We start from the raw sequence: 22,127 nt of genomic DNA, 5'->3' as shown, positions 1-22,127 counted from the left end.
CTTGACAGCCTTTCAATTTTCCGTAATCCAACCCTATCCAACAAAGCACAATCCACCTATTTTCTTAGTTGGAAATAAATGTAATACTGTTTTTGGTAGCTGGCCAGCTATAACATGATCTTATAGGAGGCCGTGTATGAGGCTAAAAAAAATCGTAAGTATTTTTCTCGTAGTTTTTTCCGTATTGGTTTCAGTACAGCCCGCATTCGCTCAAGCTGGACCCATTGAATGGACTTACTATGACGATGCAACCGGGGACCGTGACTGCAGGAGCATTTTAACTACAGAATTTACTTCAGACAGCGCGTATGCCAGAATAGATTCTAATGGAAATTCGTATTGCTACGGCCAGGTGTGGGGGGAAACTTATGTTGAGAATATCAGCCAGGTAACCTTTAATTGGTCCTTTTTCGTTGATGATCCTTATTGCAATGTTGAAATTCAAGCATATACGGATTCCCCATACAGCACAGATTTCTACCTCTATGAGGACACTAACAGTGGGAATGATGATTTCAGTGGTGACGGATCGCATACCATCCAGCTGCCGCCAGGCTACACGGGAAAAGTTTCCTTCTATATTTCAGTTGATGTCGCCAAATATCCAGCAACCCGATCCGTTAGTGCAAGTATTCATAATATTACTTTTCAGTAAGATGAACTCATGCGACGGTGGAGACAGAAGGTCTCCCCGTTGTTTTTTTTCACTAGGCTGGCGGATGACAGGGCTGGTGGATTTTTTTAATAGAAAAAAATTCTCTATAGGAAGGGACTGTGATTAGCATGTAGAATGAAATTGATCAAAATCTATGCAAAGTAGGATGATACGTGGATTATCGCGAGGATGAAACAGCGATTTTGAATAGGATTGTCGGAAGGCTTCGTGCTGCCGGGTGTGTGTTTGCCGAGGACGAGGCTAGACTGCTTATGTCTTCTTCAAGGAATTCGACCGAACTAGCCGAATGGATAGAGCGCAGAGTCGCAGGGTTCCCTCTTGAGCATATTATCGGATGGGCGGAATTCTGCGGGTTGCGTATTGAGCTGGATCCCGGAGTTTTCGTGCCCCGGCAGCGAACCGGGTTTCTCGTACAGCAGGCTGAAGCTCTGACTCAAACGGGAGACGTAATAGTCGATCTGTGCTGCGGTTCCGGAGCTGTAGGTGCGGTCCTGGCCGCCGGGATGGAGCGCATCGAATTGCACGCGGTTGATCTGGACCCTGCCGCCGTACAATGTGCCCGAAGGAATGTTCCGTTGGACAAGGGGGCTGTGTATGAGGGAGACCTCTACGGTCCGTTGCCTGCACGACTGCATAACCGCGTCGATATGATTATAGCGAATGCACCTTACGTGCCTTCTGCGGCCATTTCCTTCATGCCGGTGGAAGCCCGCGTCCACGAGGCACGGATGGCGCTCGATGGAGGAGCGGATGGGCTCGATATCCAGCGAAGGATCATAGCGGAAGCCCTTGTCTGGCTCGCCAGCGGGGGAGTACTATTAGTCGAAACTAGCGAGAGGCAGGCGCCGTTGACAGCGGGGCTTTTTGCTCAACATGGCTTGGAGCCGCAATGGGTTCATTCCGAAGAGCTCGACGCTAACGTGATTATTGGCAGGCGATCCTAATCTATCCAGCCCAGCTCAACCGCCGTATCTGACCCGGCTGGGCGAAACCCCGTATTGTCTCGTGAAGGCTCTCGTAAACGAAAACAAATCCGGATACCCCACAGTCAATGCAATCTCCGTAACCGATAGCGATGTCTGCTTGAGCAGCTGCGCCGCTTTGCCGAGCCGGATATTTTGCAGATATTTCACAGGCGGGATACCGACGTGTTCGGTGAATGTTTTGGAGAAATGCGTGCGATGGATGTTGACGTAGGCGGCGATATCGTTGACGGTGATTGGCTCGGCGTAGCACGTATGGATGAAGTCCAGGCTTTTTCTCAGCCAAACATCCGGTGTACGCGGGGCCGGGGCCGGCTCCTGATCGGGAATGAGCTTGGAGAAAATACGGTACATAAGGCTGCTCCAGAGAACCAAATGCTTCTTGCTCAGGCTTTTGGGCAGGCGGATCATTTGGTGGAGGATCGATTCCAGGTCGGGATCGACGACCTTGCGCTGGCAGGGCTGCTCGGGGGTGAACCCCGCCATCATCATTAAATCCGGCACCTGGCTGCCGTTAATAGCGAACCAGATCATTTTCAAGCGGTCGTCGGACGGCGCCACCCGATACGTATAGGACGTATGAGGGAACATGCAGAACATATCGCCCTTACCCAGCTCCACTTCGCTGCCGCCATATAGAAATTGAAGTCGTCCTTCCCTTACAAAATGTATAGTATAATGCGCCTTCTGGCGCGGGCCGTTACTGTAGTCCGGCTTGGCGATGTTGTGTCCCATATGAAGGAGGAACAGGCCGCTGCCCATATCGAAGGAGTCGGTCTCATGAATCCATCTTTCGGCGTATTCGTGGGCGTATTCTTGCATGGATACCACCTGCCGTTACTAGAATCATTCCGTATTGTAAGCGCTTCATATTCTTATAATAGCTTACTTTCATTTTTTCCGAAAGCCCCTTATCCAAAACTTCATATTCCCCTAACGAAGGAGTCCCGCCTTTACAATCGGTCAACATTACCCCTACAAATTGCCAAAAAAAATCCTACCGTTTGATATTCCTAACCGGTCTATTCATGACAGATAATGAGGACAGCAATTCACTTCTGGAAAGAGGAGACCGGTCCATGAAGACAAAGCTCGCATTCGTTTGTGGAACCGCATTCACCCTGTTGGCCTTGGCGGCTTGCGGAGCATCGGAACCAGGCGCGAAGGAGGGCGACGGGTTAACAAAGCCCAAGGATCCCGACCCGGTGACTTTAAAGCTGTTTCCGTACAATCCGATGTCGGAGTCCGATTTTAACAAGCTGATCGCCGAGCCTGTGAAGAAGAAATATCCTTACATCACGGTCGAAATGCTGGCCAAAAATGCAACGCAGTTCGAAAGCACGATAGCGGCCAAAGAAGATATGGATCTGATTCTTATGTGGAACGGCAATATTAACGGGAACAAGCAGTACGGCATCTTTGAGGATATGACGCCTTATGCCCGCAAGGTCGGCTTCGACTTCGGCCGGTTCGATCCCAAGGCTATGGAAACGATCAAGGAGCTGTCCGACAAGGGTGAAATTTACGGGGTTCCTTACCAGATCCAGTTCTATGCGCTCTATTACAACAAAGATTTGTTCGACAAATTCGGGGTACCCTACCCCAAAGACGGCATGACATGGGAGGATACGGTAGAGCTTGCGCGCAAAATGTCCCGGACGCAGGATGGCGTTCCGTACAGCGGCTTTGACATGGATACGCTCTCCAGGTTGACGTACCCGTTATCTCTGGTCCCCGTGGACGGCAAGACCAACAAGGTGCTGGTGAACAGCGATGCTTACAAGAAAGCCTTCAACTTGGGCAAGCAGCTGTATTCGATTCCGGATAATCCGGGGAAACTCAGCACCGGCCGTTTTACGAAAGAGAAGACGCTCGCGATGGTGGGAACGGTCAATATGTTCGACCAGCTGGAGAAAACCCCCGATTTGAATTGGGATATGGTTCAATTCCCGAGCTACAAGGAGCTGCCGAATACGTACGGGATGTATGACCTGAATGTGGTCATGATGACCAGCACGAGTAAGCATAAGGACGATGTGATGAAAGTGATCGAGGTGTTCTTGTCCGATGAGGTTCAAAGCCTGAGCTCCAGCATGGGCAAGCTGTCCGCATTATCCAACCCGGAGCTCCGCAAGGCGTTCGGAAGCGGCCTGCCGATGCTGAAGGGGAAAAATTTGCAGGGCATATTCAAAAGCAGCCCGGCTTACGCCCCGCCGTTCTCCATCTACCATTCCAAAGGCAATGAAATATTGAAAAAGACATTCCTCGACTACATTGGAGATAAAAAGGACGTGAACACGGCCCTGCGGGAAGCGGAAGAAGAGCTTACCCGGTATATCCAGTCGCAGGGCACCAAATGATGGGAGGCCAACGGGAGCATGAAGATTTCTACATCATTAAATGTATTCGGGACCGACTATGAGCGGGCGATTCCCGTATGCAAGGCGGCGGGCTTCGAGGCGCTGGATTTCAACTATTGGGATCATCAGAAGGATGTGCTGACCAAGACGCGGGAGGAGGAGGAGGCCTGGGCGCATCATATTCGCGAAATAGCGGATGAGAACGGCATACGGTTTACCCAAATGCACGGGCCGGTGCACGGGCGATTGTTCCAGCAAATGGTGCCGGGTTTGGATATCGAATCGTTCCTGGAGCTTGCTGTCCGTTCGATAAAGACGGCGTCTATTCTCGGAGTGCCCTGGGTTGTACTCCATTCCAGCGGGGTCTCCGTCCAAGGGGAGCCTCATCATGAGGCCAAGGAGTTTAATGTGAGGTTCTTCCGAAGGCTCTTTCCGGTGATGGAGCAGACGGGTGTCGGTATCGCCCTGGAAAACTTCTATGATCGTCCGGCGCGCCCTCATACCGTTCGAAGAACGTATTGCGCTTTATTCGATGAGCTTATAGAGCTGATCGATGCGCTGGATCATCCGCTGGTCGGGGGATGTCTCGATACGGGACACGCGCATGAGCAGGGAATCCATCCGAACGAAATCCGCAAATTCGGCCACAGGCTCAAGGCGACTCATATTAACGATAACGATGGCGTACAGGATCAGCATCTGCTTCCTTACCAAGGCTCCATCGATTGGACGGCGGTCATGTCGGCCCTCGATGCCATTGATTATAGGGGGGATTTCACTTATGAGACTCACCAGTCGATTCGCGTGCTGCCGAATGCCTTGCGGGAAGAGGGCTTGCGCTACGCCGTTGCGCTGGGGCACTATCTGGCCGGATTGAAAGGGGAATCCAAGGAAGCATGAAGCTGATTGCCGTAGATCTGGACGGGACGCTGCTTGGAGGGACTTCCGGCAGGTATGGCTTCAAGCCATCCGGAGTGGAGGCCTTACGTCGGGCGGCAGCCCGGCAAATACGCATCGCGATTGTAACGGGCAGGGACATGCCGTTCATTCTGAAGCTGCTTGAGCGAGAAGGCATTGAACCGGAACAGGAGGGCTGGCCTCATGTGATCATCTCTGAGGAGCGCCTGATCCATTTCCTTGATAGCCAAGGCAAGTATGCGGCGGAGAAGGAGTGGAACGATGAGGTGGAGCGGGTCGAACGCTCGCATTTCGTCGATGTGATTTCCGGTATCTCCGCTTTGCTCGAGGGCAAGCTGTCACAGATTGATGCTGCCTCGAGACGGTGCGAGGAGGAGAAGGAAGCAGGAAGAGGCTTCGTAGAGGTGCTGTTCAGCAGCGCCGACGCAGCCAGGGCGGGGGAGGCGGTTATGGCCGGCTGGCTGCAGCGAAGCGGTCTGCCTTACTACGCGGTGCGTAATGTTGCAGGAGTGTGCGTCCGGCATTCGACAGTAGGCAAAGGTCCTGTATTGGCGCAAGCGTGCCGCACGCTTGGAGTTCCTCCGGAGCAGGCGCTTGTCATAGGGGACAGCTGCAATGATCTGTCCATGCTTGACGGCGGCTTCGGATTCATCGCTGCTGCTCCCGGCAATGCCGAAGAGGAGGTGAAGGCCCGCCTTCAAGCGGCACACGGTTATTTGGCTGCAGGCAGCTATGGAGACGGCGTAGCGGAAGCGATCTGCCGTGTCCTTGGCGGGCCGCCAAAGTAACCCTGCTTTTTGACGATTCCATTAACCAATCACAGGAGGGATCATGATGGACAAGAACAAAGAGTCGGAAGAGAAGGACAAAAGATTAAGCCGCAGGGAGATACTGACGGCTATCGGAATGACGGGCGCTGCCGCCATGACCGGAGTGCTCTTAAACAATGGCGTAGCTAACGCTCTGAGCGGCGGCCAGACTTCCGTTACGGATGCGGTATACAAAACCGGCACCGGAGCTCAGCTTCTCAGTACTGTCGATGCGGATGATGTATCCTTCCTGCAGGCGGCAGGCTTGAGCACGCGAACGGCCGGGGACAAGCTGCGCGAGTGGGTCAGCGTCAAGGATTTTGGGGCCGTGGGCAACGGCACCACCGATGATTCGGCTGCCTTCCAGGCGGCGATTGCTTACGCCGAGAGCCAGGCCGTCACGAACCCGGCCCCCGGGGCTTCGGGAAGCAAGCTAGGCCGGGTCAGCCTGTTCCTGCCGCCGGGCTCCTACCTCATTACCCAACCGGAATCGCTGCTGCGAAGCAGCTATACGACGAGTACGGTCGGCTTGCACATCCAGGGCGCCGGAGCAGGCACTACCCAGGTCATCTACAGCCCTGCGGCGGCCGGGACGTATTTGGCCCACAACAATAACGCCTGGCAGTTCTGCTCGATCTCCGATATAGAGTTTTATTCGACCAGCACAAGCAATCATTTTATGCGCTCATACTCGACCGGTCAGCCTCAGAGCTGGTCGTTCGAACGGATCCGCTTCCGCGGAAGCTGGGGATATTCGTTCCACCTGGAGGGGACGGACACGAACAGCGAGATGAACTGGCGTGAAGTGGATTGGGCGGGAACCTGCTTGAAGGGCGTCTATGTCCCTTCGTCCGGAGGGTCGGACCAGTTCCTGAACTATAACTTCTACTCCTGCAATTTCGAGGTACAGGAGGGAGACTTCCTCCAGTTTGAGAAAGGTGGCAATATTACCGTCTGGGGCGGAAGCTACATCCATATCGGGGCTAATGCGGGCACGTTCTTCAAGCTGCTCGGGGCTGCGCATTCCTATGGAGTGGAACGCTTTCTGTGCATCGGCTCCAGAATGGAGCACCGCAACGCCAACAGCAAGCTGATCTACTGCGAGTGGAGCGCGGGAATCGTGTCCTTCATCAATGTCGATACGTCGAGCTCTGTGCCGTTACGCGCAGCGACAGAGCTGGTCGCCACGTTCTACAGCAACAACACCAAAATGCCTGTCATCAAATTCGATAACTGCCGCCTGCTCGGCAAGCACGAATATATGTACAGGGTGAACAGCTTCCAATATCCGCACAATATTGTCTATGCCAATTGTGAGATTAATCAGCATACGAGCCCGTCGGATTTTATCGTGTTTACGGCGGAAGGCGGCAACGCGAATCAGGGCGGGACGCCGACGATTCATTTTACGAATACGAGGGGCCAGGGAGATCCTTCCCGCAAATCCTGGGAATGCGACTACGGATTCCAGAAGAGCTCGTTCGGCATCACCAAAAGAACCGCCATTTCGGTCAAACGGGCCGACGGCAAATTCCCTTATTCGGCCTCCACGACCGTCGGGTTCTATGTGCCGATGAACGCACGCATCGTGAACATTTTCATGCAATCGCCTGCCGGTGCGGTCACCTCTACAGGGGCGGCGACCTTTACGGTACAGACGACGGAAGCGACGCCGACGGTATTGGCTACGTTGACGGCGCCGAACCATTCGCAGGGGTTCCTGCTGAAGCAGGATTTGTATTTCCGCTGCGATACGGCCGAGAAATGCAGCCTTCAGCTGGTGGCCGGCTCCAATGTGACCCAGGCGAACCCGGAGGCGGAATGTATTGTGGAGTATATCGGGTAGGCACATGGTGGGCTAAGCCGTCTTATCCGGATTATTTGAATAAAGAACGAATCGAAGCACTTGCCGCAAGGGCAGGTGCTTTTTTGCCATATCGGATGTCTATAATCGCGCAGGAGATAGCTTTCTGGTGCTTATGAATACGGATGGCATCCTCTGCTTTGACGAGGATACGGATGAAATCGTCGGAACTCTCGGGTTTATATTCGGCAGACGATAGATTTGTTTCGGCTTTTTTATTTCTAGACCTTACGGCAGCTTGTACTCCAAATCAGAGTTATAAGAAGTAATGGCCCATCCGCCATCCTGCTTAGCCAATAGAATCGTATCGGTGTTGCGGTGCTCTTTGCCTTCTCTAAGGCTGGTTACCGTAATGACAGCTTGCTTCTCGGAGCTGGAAACGCTGCGAATGGTCTGTATGTGGTAGCTTTTCACGTCCCCGTACCAGTGCCTGATGTTAATGACCATCTGGGGATTTCGGTCAAAGATCAGCGGTGAGATCATGGAGTAATCCCTGGTTTGAAACGCTTGATAAAACTGGTCGAGGATATATCTTTGCGGGCTGTTCCACCTGGCGTTGGGGCTGGCGTACACGAAGTAATACAGCAGCACCGATAGTAAAGCGAAAGCCATAACGGATAGGATGAGCTTCTTTACAGCAGACATGATCGCTTTCCTCCAGGGACACTTTTATAGTTTATGATCGATATGACGGTTAATCCACGCTTGGATTTCCTCCGCTTCCTGATGCTCCTTCATGGCGAATGATGCGCCGAAGCGATCCTTTCCCTTTAGATTTTCTTGTCCGCTAGCCAGCACGTAGAAATCCAGATCGTGAACAATGCGATGAGCCCGCAGGATGGCATCCAGACTTTGATCCAACCGGTCATTCTCTTTAGCATACCGGATAAGCTTGGAGACATTTCTTAAGTCCGTCTGAACGTTACGGTCGGTAACGATCTCAGCCATTTTGTCATAAAGGGCGTGCTGCATGAAATGGTACTCTGTGTAATTGGCCCATTGGCCGAGATTCATTTCCTCATAATGCTTCCAGCCGGTGATTTCATTGAGATGCGCATGCGCGGTCGTCAGCTCTCTCTTCACATCGGACTTCGTCGTTATCTTGGAGAGAAACCGATCGAACGGTGCTTGAGACGGCACTGTCGCCATCGGATCTGCTGCGGGGGGATCCGCTTCCTTGCGGATGAAGGTCCCGATACCCATGAGCAGCACCAGGATGCCAACCGATACGGCAAGCAGGATCAGCCTGAATCTTATGGATGGGATATGCGTCTTCATGCAATGATTCTCCTTTGTTATTTGAAAGTCCTGATTTTGACTGGTAGAAAATCCCAATAATATAGACTCCCTCACAGCGAAAAAAGTTACAAAAAAAACAAGAGCTTGCCTCCACGAATGGAGGCAAGCTCTCTGATATTTCTCTGACTAGATGCCTTACGTTGAGGTGATGGTGATCGTCTTCTTGCTGTCGTCCCACTGCACATTACAGCCGAGCGCTTCGCTGACAAATCTTAGAGGCACCATGGTGTTCCCGTTCACCATCCTCGGCGCGAGCTCCAGCGTCTGGCTCTGATTATTGATTCGGGCGCTGCTGTTATTGATTTGAAGCCAGACGGACACGGCTCCTTTGTTGGCTGTGACGGATTGGTCGCTTGAGCTCCATAGCACCTCTGCCCCCAGCTTTTCAAAAATAGTCCGCATAGGCACAAGGGTGCTGCCATCCACGATAACCGGAGGCTGTTCGAAGATTAAATAGTCCCCGTCTACAATAACGGTAATCCAGTCATCCAGAACTAACGGCTCAAAATCGATCCCTGTGCCGGTCAACTTCTTGCGTGCCTCCGAAATCTCCTGGATCGTCTGCTCGCGCTGCTTAAGGAGAGAGTTCTTCACGTTCAGCCAGGCGTCGCGGATGTCGCGCAGCGATTCGTTTTTTTGGGCTTGCACGCTGCGCTCGGTGTCACTGATCCGCTTGTTCATGCCGGCTTCAGCCTTGGCCAGGGCATCCGCCATCAATTGCTCCGCCTCGGACCTCGTCAGCCTTCCTCTCTCATAACTGTCCATAATGCTGCCCGCACTGTTAATGGACGAATCCTTCTCAAAACCGTCCATGACACTTCCTGCGGAGTGCTGATTCGCTTCGTCGTCGTAGGTATCCATCGCGCTGCCTGCATGATTCGGGTCGAGAGTATCGTCGTACGAATCGGTCGCGCTGCCTGCCGAGTTGGCATCCAAGCTGTCCTCAAATTGATCCATAGGGCTGCCGGCCCTATTCGGATCCATGATACTTTTGTATAGATTCATAGGACCTCCGGCACGGTTCTTATCCGCTTTCCGGACATAGTCCCTAAACTCGGAGCTGCTTTCTTTATAGCTTTGCTTCAATTGTTGAATGTCGCTGTCTATCAGGCTCGTCATTGTATCCAGATCGGCATGGGACCGCCGCATAAGCTCGTTATAGACCGCCGTCATTTGACTGTGATAGGTGTCATACAAATGCCTTTCATTCTGAAGATACTGATCATACAGGTCCCGGTGTTTTTTCTCAAAGGTCTGGTATTGCTCCGATATTTGGTTGATGAAGGCCGTATCGGCCGCCAAGGCGGGATGGGCTCCCCCTCCCCATAATAAAGCCAAAGCAATGGAACCTGTCAGGAGCTTGCATGAAATGCTTGATCTTCTCATTCTCATCCTCCACAAATGTTGAATTGACAATTATGTATAATGATACTATAAAAAATGGAAATAAAAATAGGAAAATGGGAGGTGAATCCAGTAGGCAGGTTGTCATGGCTTTGCCCATTGTCTGGTAAAAACGGCCCCCCTGATTTTTGGAATGATCGTCCTAAGAAAAAAAGTTTCATTTCGTGAAACAAGTGAAATCACAGCTGCTCTCCGGGGCGGCTTGTTTGCTTTGACCAGGTATTAGAAAAAAATAGTACTTTTAGCTTCAGCGGAATAGTTTACAATAGGGTATACAAGTTTCGACAAGCAATCATGTATCACGGTCCTCGATTACATCTCATAGTGGATTTGACAACGTGCATGCATGAGGAGGGTTAACTATGCAGAGCAGAAACATTAAAATAACGGGTACAGGCAAATATTTGCCCAAACGGGTTGTAACGGCGGAAGAGATGGATGAGATACTGGGAGTTCCGGCGGGATGGGTACAGAAAAAGTCAGACGTCAAGAGAAGGCATTTCGTCGAGGATGAGACGGCATCCCAGATGGGAGCCATCGCTGCCCGGGAAGCCTTGAGCCAGGCAGGGCTAGAATTCAGCGACATCGATTGTCTGGTATGCGCCAGCGGTACGATGGAGCAGCCGATTCCAAGCACGGCTTCGCTCATCCAAAGGGCATTAGGGCAGGAATGGTCCGGAGTTCCCGCCTTTGATATCAATTCAACGTGTCTAAGCTTCCTGACCGGACTCGACGTGATGTCTTACATGGTGACAGCAGGCAGATACCGGCGCGTGCTGCTCGTTTCGACGGAGATTGCCTCCCTCGGACTCAACTGGTCGCATAAGGAGAGCGCAGCCCTGTTCGGAGACGGAGCGGCGGCTGTCCTTATCGAGGCGGCAGAGGAGCGGGAAGGCTCCCGCATCCTGTGCTCCGCCATGAAGACGTACAGCTCCGGCGCGCATCTCTCGCAAATTCGCGGAGGCGGCACGGGAGCACATGCGCTGTCCGGGCAGGAGGAGGAAGCCTTCCTGTTCGAGATGGACGGACCGGGGATTTACAAGATGGCATCGCGGATTCTGCCCGGCTTTGCAGCATCGCTATTGAAGGAGGCCGGGTGCTCGATGAAGGATATTCAGGTGGTCGTGCCGCATCAGGGAAGCGCGATGGCGATGAAGCTGATCAGCCGTAAGCTGAACATTTCGCAGGAGCAGCTGATGTTTATTACCCCGACGCACGGCAATACGATTGCGGCCTCCATCCCGATGGGGCTGCATGAAGCGATCCGTGAAGGGCGCATAACTCGCGGCTCGAGGGTGATGCTGCTCGGGACGTCAGCCGGCCTGTCGGTCGGAGGGATGATCCTTGACTATTAGCGGTCAGCGGTCGGAGACGGGGAAGCGGGTTCTGCTGACGGGGGGACGGGCGCCGGCTGCTCTGGATCTGGCCCGCCAGCTGGCGGCGAACGGGCATCAAGTCTTCATGGCCGAGAGCTGTCCGCAGCACCTGTGCCGGCGCTCCAGAGCGGTACGGCGCAGCTACATCGTACCGGAGCCTGCTATCCATCCGAAAGCCTATGTGGAGGCTTTAAAGCAGCTTATTGAGGAGGAACGGATCGAATGGCTGCTGCCGATGTGCGAGGAACTGTTCTACGTGGCCGGAGGCCTGACCGAGCTTAGCCCCCTATGCCGTGTCTTCGTGGAGCCGCTCGATAAATTACGGCGCCTGCACAGCAAATGGGAGTTCATACAGTGGGCCGCGCAGCTGGGGCTCGCCGTACCGGAGACGCGGCTGTTAACGTCGCAGCAGGACTGCCTTGCCTTCATGGAGCGGGCCGCGGAAGAGGCCAGGCTCCGGCATGAGGCTGGAGGCCCTGCTGCTACGAAATGGGTGTTGAAGCCGGTGTTTTCCCGGTTTTCCAGCAAGGTATTCCTAGCGGAGGCTGCTGCAGATGGCTGGCGATCCTGTACGCAGACGATAAGGGAACTGCCGGTTTCGGCGGATGCACCTTGGGTCGCGCAGCAGTATATGGAGGGAGCCGCCTATTGCAGTTATAGCATCGCCCACCAGGGAAGGATAACCGCGCATGCGGTGTACCCGGTCCGATTTACGGCAGGGCTCGGCGCCTGCATCAGCTTCGAACCGGTCCGGCATCCGGGGATCGACCGCTGGGTCGAGCACTTCGTACAGGAAGAGGGCTTTACAGGGCAGATCGCCTTTGATTTCATAGAAGCAGAGGACGGAACGGTCTATCCGCTGGAATGTAATCCTAGAGCGACCAGCGGGATTCATCTGTTTCGGCCGGAGGACCGGCTGGATCAGGCGTTGTTTGCGGGCGAACGGCAGCTGCAATCGGAGCAGAAGCGGATCACGCCGCAGATGGACCGCAGAGCCATGATTACCGTGGCTATGATAAGCTACGGTCTGGCGGCTGCATTATCTCCCGCAGGACGGAGCCGCTTCTCCTACTGGCTGCGATTCCTTGCGGGGGCGCAGGATGTCGTGCTCCGGCTTCGTGATCCGCAGCCGTTCTGGCAGCAATTCCGGCTCGTATATTGGAATTGGCGCAAGGGCAGGGAGCATCGGATTTCCGTGATGGAAGCGTCCACGCGGGACATTGAATGGAATGGCGGTGAGATGAATTGAGAGTATTGGTCACGGGGGGGACCGGATTTCTGGGCAGGAGCTTATCGATAGCTCTATATAAGCTCGGTCATGAGGTGACGGCGACCGGAAGGAAGGAACGAATCGGAGCCGAGCTGACCGAACAGGGGATCACCTTCGTCCCGTCCCGGCTGGAGGACACGGTTCAGATGGCCCGGCTTTGTGAGGGGCAGGAGATCGTTTTCCACCTCGCAGCCTTGTCTTCGTTATGGGGCAGCTATAACGATTTCTATGAGAGCAACGTTACGGGAACCCGTAATGTGATTAAAGGCTGCGCCGCCAACGGCGTGCAGCGGCTTATCCATGTATCGACGCCAAGCATTTATTTCGATTACACCGATCGGTATGGGATCGTGGAGACGGCCCCTTTACCGCGCAGAGCGGCCAATGGATATGCGGAGACAAAGCTTCTGGCGGAGCAGGAGGTCGACCATGCCTATGAATCCGGCCTTCCGGTCATAACGATTCGGCCCCGTGCCCTATTCGGCCCGGGAGACCCGGCGATTATTCCGAGACTGATTCAAGCGAATCGCCAGGGGAGACTGCCGCTCATTCGAGGCGGACAGGCTGTAATCGACATGACCTATATCGATAATGCCGTCGATGCGCTGCTGCTGTGCATGTCGGCTCCTGCCGCCGCCCTGGGGCGTAAATTTAATATAACGAACGATGAGCCGGTCCGGTTCATCGACGCGCTGTACTATTTGTTCGAGCGGCTCGGGGAGCCGATGCAGGCGAGACGCATTCCTTATCCCGCAGCCTACTTGGCGGCGGGATGCATGGAAGGGCTGGCCCGTTTGTTCGGGAGCGGCAAGGAGCCGCTATTGACCCGGTATGCGGTCGGCCTGCTCGGCAGAGGCCAGACGCTCGACATTTCGGAGGCGAGGGAGCTGCTCGGGTACCGTCCCCGGGTGACGGTGAAGGAAGGGATTGACGCCTATGCCGCTTGGTATAAGGAACAGCATGGTTAAAGTATACACAGAAGTGACCCTGATGGCGGCGGGCTATTGCACGCATAAGGAGCGGATAACCATCCGCGGGGGAAGCGGCCGGACCGTACGTTTTCCGGCTTTATTTGCGCTTATCGAGCATCCGGAGCGGGGGCCTGTTCTGTTCGATACCGGCTATACGGCCCGTTTCTTTGAAGAAACGGCCCGATGGCCTTATTCGCTGTATGGCCGGATGACGCCGGTTTATTACACGCCGGAGGACAGTGCAGCCCATCAGCTGCACAAGCGCGGGATTGACCCTGCCGATATTCGGTACATTATTATCTCTCACTTTCATGCGGATCATATCGCGGGCTTGCGGGATTTTCCGAATGCAAAGTTCGTATATCTGCATGAGGCGTACGATGCCGTACGTTATCGCAAGGGCTGGAGCGCAGTGGCGGCGGGGTATTTGCCGGGACTATTGCCCGATGACTTCGAGGCGCGCTCGCTCCCCATCGATGAGAGGCGTCTCATCGAGCTGCCGCCGGAGCTGCCGTTCCGGCGGGGGATGGATGTGTTCGGTGACGGCAGCGTCATAGCCGTCGACGTGCCCGGTCATGCGGCAGGCCAGATCGGAATTATCATGTCCTCGGAGAGCCAAGCTTACTTCTTGTGCGCGGATGCCGTATGGAGCAGCCGGGCTTACCGCGAGCTGCTGCCTCCCCATTGGATGGCGGGCTTCATCATGGCGAACCGTGTTCAATATAGGGACAGCTTTCACAAAGTTCATCAAGTCTATAAGCAATGCCCGGAGCTGCGGATTATCCCGTCGCATTGCGGTGAGGTATGGGATTCGCTCGTGAAGGGAGGTGCCGAAGGATGATCGGCAAGCTGTTGATTGTATGGTATTACTTGCTGACGAAATACCGCATGAGATTTTCCTCCCGCGAACGGTTAGAGCGATGGCAGGAGAAACGCATACGGAGGCATCTCCGGTTCGTAAGGAGCCGCTCCGCCTTTTACAGGGAGCTATGGGGAGAGCTCCCCGACAGTGAATGGAGACGGTTCCCGATCATCGGGAAACCGGAGATGATGGAGCATTTCAACCGGTTGAACACGGCGGGGATCGACAGGGACGTAGCCTTTGCTCTGGCGCTGAAGGCTGAGGCGAGCCGGGACTTCACCCCTACGATCGGCTCGATTACGATCGGCATGTCCTCGGGCACCTCCGGCAGCAGAGGGCTGTTCCTGGTCAGCGCCCGGGAACGGATGGCCTGGGCCGGCACGGTGCTCGCCAAAGTGCTGCCCCGCTCGCTGCTTCACCGCGAGCGGATCGCGTTCTTCCTGCGCGCCGACAGCAATCTGTACGGCAGCGTCGGCAGCCGCAGGCTGCAGTTCCGGTTCTACGATCTGCTCGACCCGTTGGCCGAGCATGTGGATCGTCTGAACCGGCAGCAGCCTACGATCCTGGCGGCGCCCCCGTCGCTGCTGCGCGTGCTGGCCGAGGCTGTGGAGAGCGGAAGGCTAGATATTCAGCCGCACCGCATTTTATCGGTGGCCGAGGTGCTGGATCCGTTAGACTGCGAACGGATAGAGGCGGCATTCAAGCAGAAGGTACACCAAATTTATCAGTGTACCGAGGGCTTCCTGGCCGTTACCTGCCCTCACGGAACGCTGCATCTCAACGAGGATATCGTCGCGGTGGAGAAGGACTATTTGGACGCAAGCCTGCGCAAGTTCGTTCCGATCATTACGGATTTCTCACGGACGACACAGCCGATCATCCGTTATCGGTTGAATGATATATTAACCGAGAGGGCGGAGCCTTGTCCTTGCGGGTCCCCTCATCTGGCTTTGGAGCGGGTAGAGGGGCGCAGTGACGATCTCTTTTATTTGTACGGCTTGACGGACGGAGGGCTTGTTCCGGTATTTCCTGATTTTATCAGCCGCGCTATTATATCCGCATCGGAGGATGTCGAAGAATACAAGGCCGTACAGCATGCCCCGGATGCCTTGGAGATCTCCTTAAGGCTCAAGCAGGGGAAGGAAGGCAGTATGGACCCTGTTCAACAGAGCATCCTGAATTCGCTGGACCGCTTATGGGCCAGAGCAGGCTGTTCCGCGCCGTCCGTCCAATTCAGCCTGCTGAACTGGACACCGGGCGTTCAAAAGCTTAGACGTGTCGAACGCAGGTTCAGTCCTATGACTGGGAAAGGGGAGATGACGATTGAATCAACAACCGTATATGCCGGTTCGGGTAAATAAAAGCGATAGGCCGGTTGCGGTCGTTACCGGCGCATCCAGCGGCTTCGGCCTGCTTACCGCATTGGAGCTTGCGAGGCAGGGCTATCGGGTCATTGCCACGATGCGCGATACAGCCAACAATCGCATGCTGATGCAGCAGGCCGACGAGGCAGGGCTGGCCGCGTTCATTGATTGTATGCCACTGGATGTGACGGATCACGGCGCAATATCCGCTGCCGTTGCCCGAATGATCGATAGGTACGGCTCGATCGATGTGCTCGTCAATAACGCGGGGCTGGCCATCGGAGGCTGCATTGAGGAGATTCCCATGGAGGATTGGGAGAAGCAAATGGACGTGAACTTCTTCGGTCTGGTCGCTATGACCCAGGCCGTGCTTCCCTTTATGCGCGAGCGCAGACAAGGCAAGGTGATCCAGATCAGCAGCGTAAGCGGCAGAGTAGGCTTTCCAGGCTATGGACCTTATGCAGCCTCCAAGTTTGCGGTAGAGGGCTTTAGCGAAGCGCTGCGTCTCGAGATGCTTCCCTTCGGCGTCCATGTGGTCCTGGTCGAACCGGGTGCTTACAAGACGAGCATATGGAATAAAGGCTTTGAGCATATGGGGGCACGAGCTTCCAAGGATTCCCCTTACAGCCGATATCTCAACGCCATTATGAACTATTCGAAGCGCACGGCAGAGCATGCGGATGACCCTCAAGAGGTCGCCCGCACCGTTGCCGGGATCGCCCGTTCCCGATACCCCCGGTTGCGGTACACTTTAGGGAAAGGGGCACGAACGGCGATTCTAGGGAAAGCGCTGCTGCCCTGGAAATGGTTCGAGCGGATCCTGCTCAGGGAGCTGGAGAAGTGAAGCCGCGAGGGCAATCCCTTCTCCAGCAACCCGGAATGAAATTTTTATGATAGGGATGTGCCTGGAGACAAAAACAGAAGACTTCGTGATCTAAGTTCAGGGGCACGACGCAGCCATGATCATCTTGACCTTATGGTTCCTGTACAACTGGAAACCAGCCTGGAACACTTAATATTAACTGCCACATTCCGTTCGGAATAGCCAATTTATGTTGATCCTGTAGAGAGAGTGATATTTGGATTTCATTTTCGTTTCCTTCTGCAATCAATTTCATCCAGTCTGGTTCTATGACAAGTTCCCGTCCCAGTGCAACGAGCTGAACTCCGGTTTGCAGGGCTTTAATGGCATCCTCAGGCGTCCGCACATTCCCAACCCCGATTACGGGCAACTGATGGCCTGCACGTTCTTGAATAATCGCAAGGCGCGTACGGGAATCCACGATTCCGCGACGTGGTACTGATTCATAATTTTTCAAAGAAATATGCAAGTAATCCAGCCCCTTCATCGCAAGGGCATCTACGAACGGTAGTGTTTCGGCCATCGTAATTCCTGGTGTTTCCGGCTCTTCAGGTGATAACCGATACCCAATAATAAAGGGCTTTTTTGCATGAACGGCTGCGATCCGCTTCACCTCATCCACAATTTCCAAAGCAAACGTCATCCGCTTCTCCAACGTCCCTCCAAAACGGTCGCTGCGTCGATTCGTAAAAGGTGAAAAGAATTGATGAAGAAGATTGCCGTTTGCTCCATGGATCTCAACACCGTCAAAGCCGGCCTCGACTGCACGTCTTGCCGCTTGTCCATACGCATAGATAAGTTCTTCAACCTCTTTTTCCGCCAATTCACGTGGTACAATGGCTCCCTCTTTCTGCTCTGCTACAGCGCTGGCACTCACAAGATCTCCAGTTAACGATGCTTGGCGTCCGGAGTGGAATATCTGTAAAATCGCTCTTGCTCCCTGCTCCTGAATTGCTGATGCAAGCTTGCGAAGTCCAGGGATTACCGCATCACGGTCAGCCGCAGGTGCGCCAGGAATACCGCCGTTTGCCGCAACCCATGTGGCAGCCGTGATGACCATGCTAACACCTTGTGCGCGACGAGAATAATACTTCACTTCCTGGTCGGAGACCGATCCATCAGGATTAGAAGACATATGCGACATGGGGGCCATAACAACACGATTTTTTAACCGGATCTGATTTGGCAGGTTAAACGGTTCAAACAAAGATTGATATCGTTCGTTCATTTGGAACATCTCCTTCGATGAAGTCAAATACCCAAACAATGGCTAGCGGAATGCCGCTTGGGTTCGGTATCGTCAAATCTGACGGATCATTTAATAAAGATTATAGTCAAGAAGTGCTCATCCTGAAAGAAGGCAAAATCTTTGGATCTAATCCAATTCATTTGACCTACTCTGAAAGAAATGGATAAATGGGTGCAAAAGTATAAAAATTGTCATTTTTAAAATGGATGGATTAGCAACAATTCTCCTGAATGGTTTTCTTTCTAACAACCTCATTTTAGCTTTTGGAACACCATGGCCTTAATCCTTCTATAAATCTCCACAGTCACATCCCAACTCAACTCAGCTCAGCTATGTAATCCCCTTTGACAATCCTTTTTTCTTCCGCGTCGTAATACTTTCGCCATGTTCGAATGGATTCAAATAAGCGACAATAGGTATCGGGTTGACGCACGGATGGCTTACCTAGGCTCGGACATCGCAGTCCGGCAGTGCAGGCGTATCCTATACACTTGTATGCTGTTTGACCTATTCGGCTCAATTCCTCACAGGGGTTCGATTCCCCATATCGTATGGGACGATATTGCCCGAGGTAGGGCACTCGACTTTCACTCGAGGAGAACATGCTAACCATTACGGGATGACCGGAAAGGGATTCCTCAGTGGCTGTCTATGCACACTGCGGCGGGGCTTAGCAATCCGCGGATACCGGCTTGTGCCGTTCAGGATCAGAGGCTGACGCCAAGGCATGATGAGACAGGTTGCATCCGGACCTGGCTGCATCTCGTCAAGGCGGAAGCGTATGACCCGCACAGCACAAGTCTTAAGCGGGATTCCGTCTTACGCGCAGGAGGACCTCCCTTTTCCAGTGTCATCAATCAAAGGCAGACTGAAGGTCTGCTTAAGGAGGAAACATGATGTTTAAAAAGATCAATATTAAAACCGACGAACGCGGGCTGCTGTTCCGCAAAGGAAGCTATGTCAAGCTGCTGCAGCCAGGCACGTACCGATTCTCTCCATTTTCGGAGGATACGGTAGAGGTTCTTACTATAACGAAGCCTTTTCATGTCCAGGGGAAGGATTTGCAGCTGTTCATGCAGGATGAGCGGCTCTTGCAGGAGCTGGATGTCGTACAGGTGCAAGACCATGAGTATGTCCTGCATTACGAGAACGGCCAATTCGTCTCTCTTCTAACCGCCGGGAGCTATGCGTTCTGGAATGTACTGAAGAAGCATACTTATATCCGGGTCGATATCCGGAACCCCGAGCTGCCGGCCGAGGTTGATTTGGCGGTATTGCCCAGGCTGGCCAGCTACCTTCAGGCGTTCGAGGTGGCTAATCATGAATCCGGTGCGCTGTACTATAACCATGTGATGCAGAGGGAGCTGGCACCCGGAAAGTATTACTTCTGGAGAGGGCCTGTCTCGGTAGCGGTTAAAACCGTCGATTTGCGCCAGCAGCAGATGGATATGACCGGCCAGGAGATGATGACGGAGGACAAAGTCACCCTGCGCTTGAACTTCGTATGCCAGTACAGAATCGTTCAACCGCTGCGGGTGCTGGAGATCCGTTCCTTTGAAGAGCAATTGTACATTCAATTGCAGCTTATTTTGCGGGAATATGTAGGAACCCTGAAGCTAGATGATCTGCTGAAAATGAAGCAGGAAATCGCGGCCTTCGTTCTGTCGAGATTGAATGAGAAGAGCGAAGAGTACGGCGTCCGTTTTTTGTCTGCAGGGGTGAAGGATATCATTTTGCCGGGGGATATCAAGGAGATCATGAACACCGTGCTGCTTGCCGAGAAAAAGGCTCAAGCCAACATCATCACCCGGCGTGAGGAGACGGCATCGACGAGAAGCCTGCTGAATACCGCCAAGCTGATGGATGAGAACATGACGCTGTACCGGTTGAAGGAGCTGGAGTTCCTGGAGAAGATTTGTGAGAAGATCGGGACGATTTCGTTGACCGGCGGAGGCAATCTGCTGGAGCAGCTGAATTCGCTGCTGGGGGATAAAAGTGCCGGGAAAGTGTAAGCTGCCGAAGGTAACCATATATGTCCCCTAATCTCCGATCGAAAAAAGAAGAAGTGCCGGTACTTCCCGAACCGACACTTCCTTTTACTTCCTCACATACCACTTCAACCAGCTTCGAATGGCTTCTTCCTCTGACATTCGTCTATTGCGCAGGCAAGGAGAGATTACCCACTCATAAATCGCCTGCTGCTTGGTCTTGAAAAAACGATAATCACAAATATTCCATGGATTATAAACCTTCCGGTACCCTTTTCCATTAGGCAAATCATTGGTGTAACGACGAACTGCTTTATTGGCTTGACGCTTGGCCCAACGGGTACCCGGCGTGTGATGATCGGTCCATACGGGGGCATGCTTTCTGCTTCGGCTCATCTTGGCTCTAACCTCCTTCTGGGAAGTTAGAGACCGTCCAGCTTCTTCATGCGCTGCTCCCTCCTTTTCGGGATGGGGTAAATTCTATCCATTTAAACGTGCCTGGCTGGAAAAAGTTGCATGGTCGTAATACTTTCACCCTGTTGTCAGAAGTCTGCAGGATCGATAATAAATAACAGAATTACTTTTATTTTAAGGAGCGGTACGCATGGCTATTGTTCAAATACGGTCCACCAACCCTAAGCTTTCCTTTATCCTCAAGAAAAATCCCGAATCCGGCATGCTGCTGCGATCGATTCGCAAAGGGACGGCTTACGGCTGGTATACGGACGATTCCACCTACAACGTCTATTTTAAAGATGCGGATAACGATATTTCGTATAAACAGCACGAACAGGAGACCTTTGAATACTTGAACGTATCGAGGTATAACACGCCGTTATTTCCTCTGAATGCGATCAATGAGTTTTTCTCAGCGCCATTAAAGGCACGGGATGAACGAGATGCAGACGGATACGAGAACACATTTTTCATCCATATGATTCATGTGGAGATGATTCGATATGTTGAGTTTTTTGAGAAGCATATGAAGGAGTTTACGTTTGAAAGCAAGCATCTGGCTCATCAGAGCTACTCTCTCACGATTACAACGAACAAGAGCCTCTACGAGCTTTTGCATGTGGTCAGTGTTCTATGCTTGTTTCTGTCCATGTTCGGCAAGGAGCACATTGATATTTCGGAGAGTATCATTGATAAATATGTGAAAAGCATGAACATCATCGATGCTCCGTTCTATATCCGAAGCCTGTTTGTAAGGAACTTTTTATCGACGAGAGACCGGTTTAGAAAATATAAAGCTCAGCTGGAAAACACAGCCCGGTACGCCATTCAGTTTGATTTTGGCGGGACCGCTTACCAAAGAAGGAGTTACATCGGCAGCGCGCTGCCATTTAACAAAGCGATACTGGATATTGGATGCGGTGAAGGATTCTATGCGATTCCTTTCGCGGGGAAAATCGAGGACAGCTATTATGCGATCGATATTAACGAAGAAGTGCTGGAGGTCGTGAACCGCAAAGCCAAATCCAAGGAGCTTGATAACATCGTCACTCTGGAGTCTATCGACCGCTTTCTGGAAGAATATAACGGGGAACAGGTCGACGTGATTTTAACGGAAGTCATTGAGCACATGGATAAAGAGGAAGCGGCGGCGCTAATCGCCAAAATATGCGAGCACGTCGATTTCGACCATTTCATTATTACCACCCCGAACTCCGACTTTAACCGGTATTACGAGATTGAAGGATTCAGACATGATGACCATCGCTGGGAAATGGGGCAGGAGCAATTCAGACAATGGTTCGAAAGTGCGGTATCTCCAACCCATCTGGACTACGAATTTGTATCGATTGGCGACGGGGTTAATGAGATCAGGACGACGCAAGGCGTTATTCTTAGAAAAAAGGGGGCGTAACG

At 53.0% G+C, this 22,127-nt stretch carries 21 protein-coding genes; 15 read left to right on the top strand and 6 right to left on the bottom strand.

What is annotated here, in order from left to right; genetic code table 11:
* Positions 1 to 136 precede the first annotated feature (136 nt).
* Positions 137 to 655 carry a hypothetical protein gene (locus GGC63_RS20580; protein ID WP_079912042.1) on the top strand — a complete coding sequence of 173 codons (519 nt, stop codon included), beginning with the start codon at positions 137 to 139 and terminating at the stop codon, positions 653 to 655.
* 173 nt (positions 656 to 828) lie between these two features.
* Complete coding sequence (locus GGC63_RS20575; RefSeq protein ID WP_192703895.1) at positions 829 to 1,620, top strand: putative protein N(5)-glutamine methyltransferase; 792 nt, start codon at positions 829 to 831, stop codon at positions 1,618 to 1,620.
* 15 nt (positions 1,621 to 1,635) lie between these two features.
* Here the strand turns inward: GGC63_RS20575 and GGC63_RS20570 are convergent, their stop codons facing one another.
* Complete coding sequence (locus tag GGC63_RS20570; RefSeq protein WP_079912044.1) at positions 1,636 to 2,481, bottom strand: AraC family transcriptional regulator; 846 nt, start codon at positions 2,479 to 2,481, stop codon at positions 1,636 to 1,638.
* A gap of 257 nt (positions 2,482 to 2,738) precedes the next feature.
* Here GGC63_RS20570 and GGC63_RS20565 point away from each other — a divergent pair, with 257 nt between their 5' ends.
* Genes GGC63_RS20565 through GGC63_RS20550 form a run of 4 tightly spaced genes read left to right on the top strand, consistent with a single transcriptional unit; the run spans position 2,739 to position 7,592 of the window.
* Positions 2,739 to 4,019 (top strand): ABC transporter substrate-binding protein, encoded by a 1,281-nt coding sequence (locus tag GGC63_RS20565; RefSeq protein ID WP_192703894.1) that lies wholly within the window; start codon positions 2,739 to 2,741, stop codon positions 4,017 to 4,019.
* 18 nt (positions 4,020 to 4,037) lie between these two features.
* The gene (locus GGC63_RS20560; RefSeq protein ID WP_192703893.1) at positions 4,038 to 4,919 is read left to right on the top strand and encodes a sugar phosphate isomerase/epimerase family protein; all 882 of its coding nucleotides are present in this window, start codon (positions 4,038 to 4,040) and stop codon (positions 4,917 to 4,919) included.
* Positions 4,916 to 5,725, top strand: a complete 810-nt coding sequence (locus GGC63_RS20555; protein WP_192703892.1) for an HAD family hydrolase — start codon at positions 4,916 to 4,918, stop codon at positions 5,723 to 5,725. The genes GGC63_RS20560 and GGC63_RS20555 overlap by 4 nt, the downstream gene beginning before the upstream one ends.
* A 43-nt stretch (positions 5,726 to 5,768) precedes the next feature.
* A complete protein-coding gene (locus GGC63_RS20550) occupies positions 5,769 to 7,592 on the top strand; it encodes a glycosyl hydrolase family 28-related protein (protein ID WP_192703891.1) in 1,824 nt (607 codons plus the stop codon).
* A gap of 246 nt (positions 7,593 to 7,838) precedes the next feature.
* On the opposite strand, the gene GGC63_RS20545 is transcribed toward GGC63_RS20550, so the two are convergent.
* The 3 genes from GGC63_RS20545 to GGC63_RS20535 form a co-directional block, all read right to left on the bottom strand.
* Positions 7,839 to 8,255, bottom strand: a complete 417-nt coding sequence (locus tag GGC63_RS20545) for a hypothetical protein (RefSeq protein WP_192703890.1) — start codon at positions 8,253 to 8,255, stop codon at positions 7,839 to 7,841.
* A 24-nt stretch (positions 8,256 to 8,279) separates the two neighbouring features.
* Complete coding sequence (locus GGC63_RS20540) at positions 8,280 to 8,888, bottom strand: hypothetical protein (protein ID WP_192703889.1); 609 nt, start codon at positions 8,886 to 8,888, stop codon at positions 8,280 to 8,282.
* Positions 8,889 to 9,044: 156 nt separating this feature from the next.
* Positions 9,045 to 10,295, bottom strand: coding sequence for a copper amine oxidase N-terminal domain-containing protein (locus tag GGC63_RS20535; RefSeq protein WP_192703888.1), 1,251 nt, complete (start codon positions 10,293 to 10,295; stop codon positions 9,045 to 9,047).
* A 380-nt stretch (positions 10,296 to 10,675) separates the two neighbouring features.
* Here GGC63_RS20535 and GGC63_RS20530 point away from each other — a divergent pair, with 380 nt between their 5' ends.
* From GGC63_RS20530 to GGC63_RS20505, 6 genes are read left to right on the top strand one after another with little or no spacing between them, the layout of a single operon-like run.
* Positions 10,676 to 11,668 (top strand): beta-ketoacyl-ACP synthase III, encoded by a 993-nt coding sequence (locus GGC63_RS20530; RefSeq protein ID WP_192703887.1) that lies wholly within the window; start codon positions 10,676 to 10,678, stop codon positions 11,666 to 11,668.
* Positions 11,658 to 12,938 carry a hypothetical protein gene (locus GGC63_RS20525; RefSeq protein ID WP_192703886.1) on the top strand — a complete coding sequence of 427 codons (1,281 nt, stop codon included), beginning with the start codon at positions 11,658 to 11,660 and terminating at the stop codon, positions 12,936 to 12,938. Before GGC63_RS20530 ends, GGC63_RS20525 begins: the two co-directional genes overlap by 11 nt.
* Entirely contained in the window at positions 12,935 to 13,927 is a 993-nt protein-coding gene (locus tag GGC63_RS20520; protein WP_192703885.1) for an NAD-dependent epimerase/dehydratase family protein, read from the top strand. Before GGC63_RS20525 ends, GGC63_RS20520 begins: the two co-directional genes overlap by 4 nt.
* Complete coding sequence (locus GGC63_RS20515; RefSeq protein WP_192703884.1) at positions 13,920 to 14,771, top strand: MBL fold metallo-hydrolase; 852 nt, start codon at positions 13,920 to 13,922, stop codon at positions 14,769 to 14,771. Before GGC63_RS20520 ends, GGC63_RS20515 begins: the two co-directional genes overlap by 8 nt.
* Positions 14,771 to 16,153, top strand: coding sequence for a F390 synthetase-related protein (locus GGC63_RS20510; protein ID WP_412973880.1), 1,383 nt, complete (start codon positions 14,771 to 14,773; stop codon positions 16,151 to 16,153). Before GGC63_RS20515 ends, GGC63_RS20510 begins: the two co-directional genes overlap by 1 nt.
* Positions 16,134 to 17,000, top strand: coding sequence for an SDR family oxidoreductase (locus GGC63_RS20505; protein WP_192703997.1), 867 nt, complete (start codon positions 16,134 to 16,136; stop codon positions 16,998 to 17,000). Before GGC63_RS20510 ends, GGC63_RS20505 begins: the two co-directional genes overlap by 20 nt.
* A gap of 130 nt (positions 17,001 to 17,130) precedes the next feature.
* Here GGC63_RS20505 and GGC63_RS20500 read toward each other — a convergent pair whose 3' ends face one another.
* Positions 17,131 to 18,246 (bottom strand): NADH-dependent flavin oxidoreductase, encoded by a 1,116-nt coding sequence (locus tag GGC63_RS20500; protein WP_192703882.1) that lies wholly within the window; start codon positions 18,244 to 18,246, stop codon positions 17,131 to 17,133.
* Positions 18,247 to 18,918: 672 nt separating this feature from the next.
* On the opposite strand from GGC63_RS20500, the gene GGC63_RS20495 reads away from it, so the two are divergent.
* Positions 18,919 to 19,164, top strand: a complete 246-nt coding sequence (locus GGC63_RS20495; protein WP_192703881.1) for a hypothetical protein — start codon at positions 18,919 to 18,921, stop codon at positions 19,162 to 19,164.
* The gene (locus GGC63_RS20490) at positions 19,164 to 20,279 is read left to right on the top strand and encodes a slipin family protein (protein WP_192703996.1); all 1,116 of its coding nucleotides are present in this window, start codon (positions 19,164 to 19,166) and stop codon (positions 20,277 to 20,279) included. Before GGC63_RS20495 ends, GGC63_RS20490 begins: the two co-directional genes overlap by 1 nt.
* A gap of 84 nt (positions 20,280 to 20,363) precedes the next feature.
* Here GGC63_RS20490 and GGC63_RS20485 read toward each other — a convergent pair whose 3' ends face one another.
* Positions 20,364 to 20,651, bottom strand: a complete 288-nt coding sequence (locus tag GGC63_RS20485; RefSeq protein ID WP_192703880.1) for a hypothetical protein — start codon at positions 20,649 to 20,651, stop codon at positions 20,364 to 20,366.
* A gap of 208 nt (positions 20,652 to 20,859) precedes the next feature.
* Between GGC63_RS20485 and GGC63_RS20480 the strand changes: the two genes are divergently transcribed.
* Positions 20,860 to 22,125, top strand: coding sequence for a class I SAM-dependent methyltransferase (locus tag GGC63_RS20480; protein ID WP_192703879.1), 1,266 nt, complete (start codon positions 20,860 to 20,862; stop codon positions 22,123 to 22,125).
* The last annotated feature ends 2 nt before the right edge of the window (positions 22,126 to 22,127 follow it).

The sequence above is a fragment of the Paenibacillus sp. OAS669 genome (assembly GCF_014873645.1).
Classification (GTDB): domain Bacteria; phylum Bacillota; class Bacilli; order Paenibacillales; family NBRC-103111; genus Paenibacillus_S; species Paenibacillus_S vulneris.
Note: the sequence above shows the minus strand (reverse complement) of the source record. Positions and strands in the feature narration are given on the sequence as shown.

Coding starts and splice junctions, on each gene's coding strand:
- GGC63_RS20550 (WP_192703891.1), top strand. CDS start 5,769: ATGATGGACAAGAACAAAGAGTCGGAAGAGAAGGACAAAAGATTAAGC.
- GGC63_RS20530 (WP_192703887.1), top strand. CDS start 10,676: ATGCAGAGCAGAAACATTAAAATAACGGGTACAGGCAAATATTTGCCC.
- GGC63_RS20490 (WP_192703996.1), top strand. CDS start 19,164: ATGTTTAAAAAGATCAATATTAAAACCGACGAACGCGGGCTGCTGTTC.
- GGC63_RS20570 (WP_079912044.1), bottom strand. CDS start 2,481: ATGCAAGAATACGCCCACGAATACGCCGAAAGATGGATTCATGAGACC.
- GGC63_RS20495 (WP_192703881.1), top strand. CDS start 18,919: ATGCACACTGCGGCGGGGCTTAGCAATCCGCGGATACCGGCTTGTGCC.
- GGC63_RS20500 (WP_192703882.1), bottom strand. CDS start 18,246: ATGAACGAACGATATCAATCTTTGTTTGAACCGTTTAACCTGCCAAAT.
- GGC63_RS20515 (WP_192703884.1), top strand. CDS start 13,920: ATGGTTAAAGTATACACAGAAGTGACCCTGATGGCGGCGGGCTATTGC.
- GGC63_RS20505 (WP_192703997.1), top strand. CDS start 16,134: ATGCCGGTTCGGGTAAATAAAAGCGATAGGCCGGTTGCGGTCGTTACC.
- GGC63_RS20545 (WP_192703890.1), bottom strand. CDS start 8,255: ATGTCTGCTGTAAAGAAGCTCATCCTATCCGTTATGGCTTTCGCTTTA.
- GGC63_RS20565 (WP_192703894.1), top strand. CDS start 2,739: ATGAAGACAAAGCTCGCATTCGTTTGTGGAACCGCATTCACCCTGTTG.
- GGC63_RS20535 (WP_192703888.1), bottom strand. CDS start 10,295: ATGAGAAGATCAAGCATTTCATGCAAGCTCCTGACAGGTTCCATTGCT.
- GGC63_RS20560 (WP_192703893.1), top strand. CDS start 4,038: ATGAAGATTTCTACATCATTAAATGTATTCGGGACCGACTATGAGCGG.
- GGC63_RS20485 (WP_192703880.1), bottom strand. CDS start 20,651: ATGAGCCGAAGCAGAAAGCATGCCCCCGTATGGACCGATCATCACACG.
- GGC63_RS20580 (WP_079912042.1), top strand. CDS start 137: ATGAGGCTAAAAAAAATCGTAAGTATTTTTCTCGTAGTTTTTTCCGTA.
- GGC63_RS20540 (WP_192703889.1), bottom strand. CDS start 8,888: ATGAAGACGCATATCCCATCCATAAGATTCAGGCTGATCCTGCTTGCC.
- GGC63_RS20555 (WP_192703892.1), top strand. CDS start 4,916: ATGAAGCTGATTGCCGTAGATCTGGACGGGACGCTGCTTGGAGGGACT.
- GGC63_RS20480 (WP_192703879.1), top strand. CDS start 20,860: ATGGCTATTGTTCAAATACGGTCCACCAACCCTAAGCTTTCCTTTATC.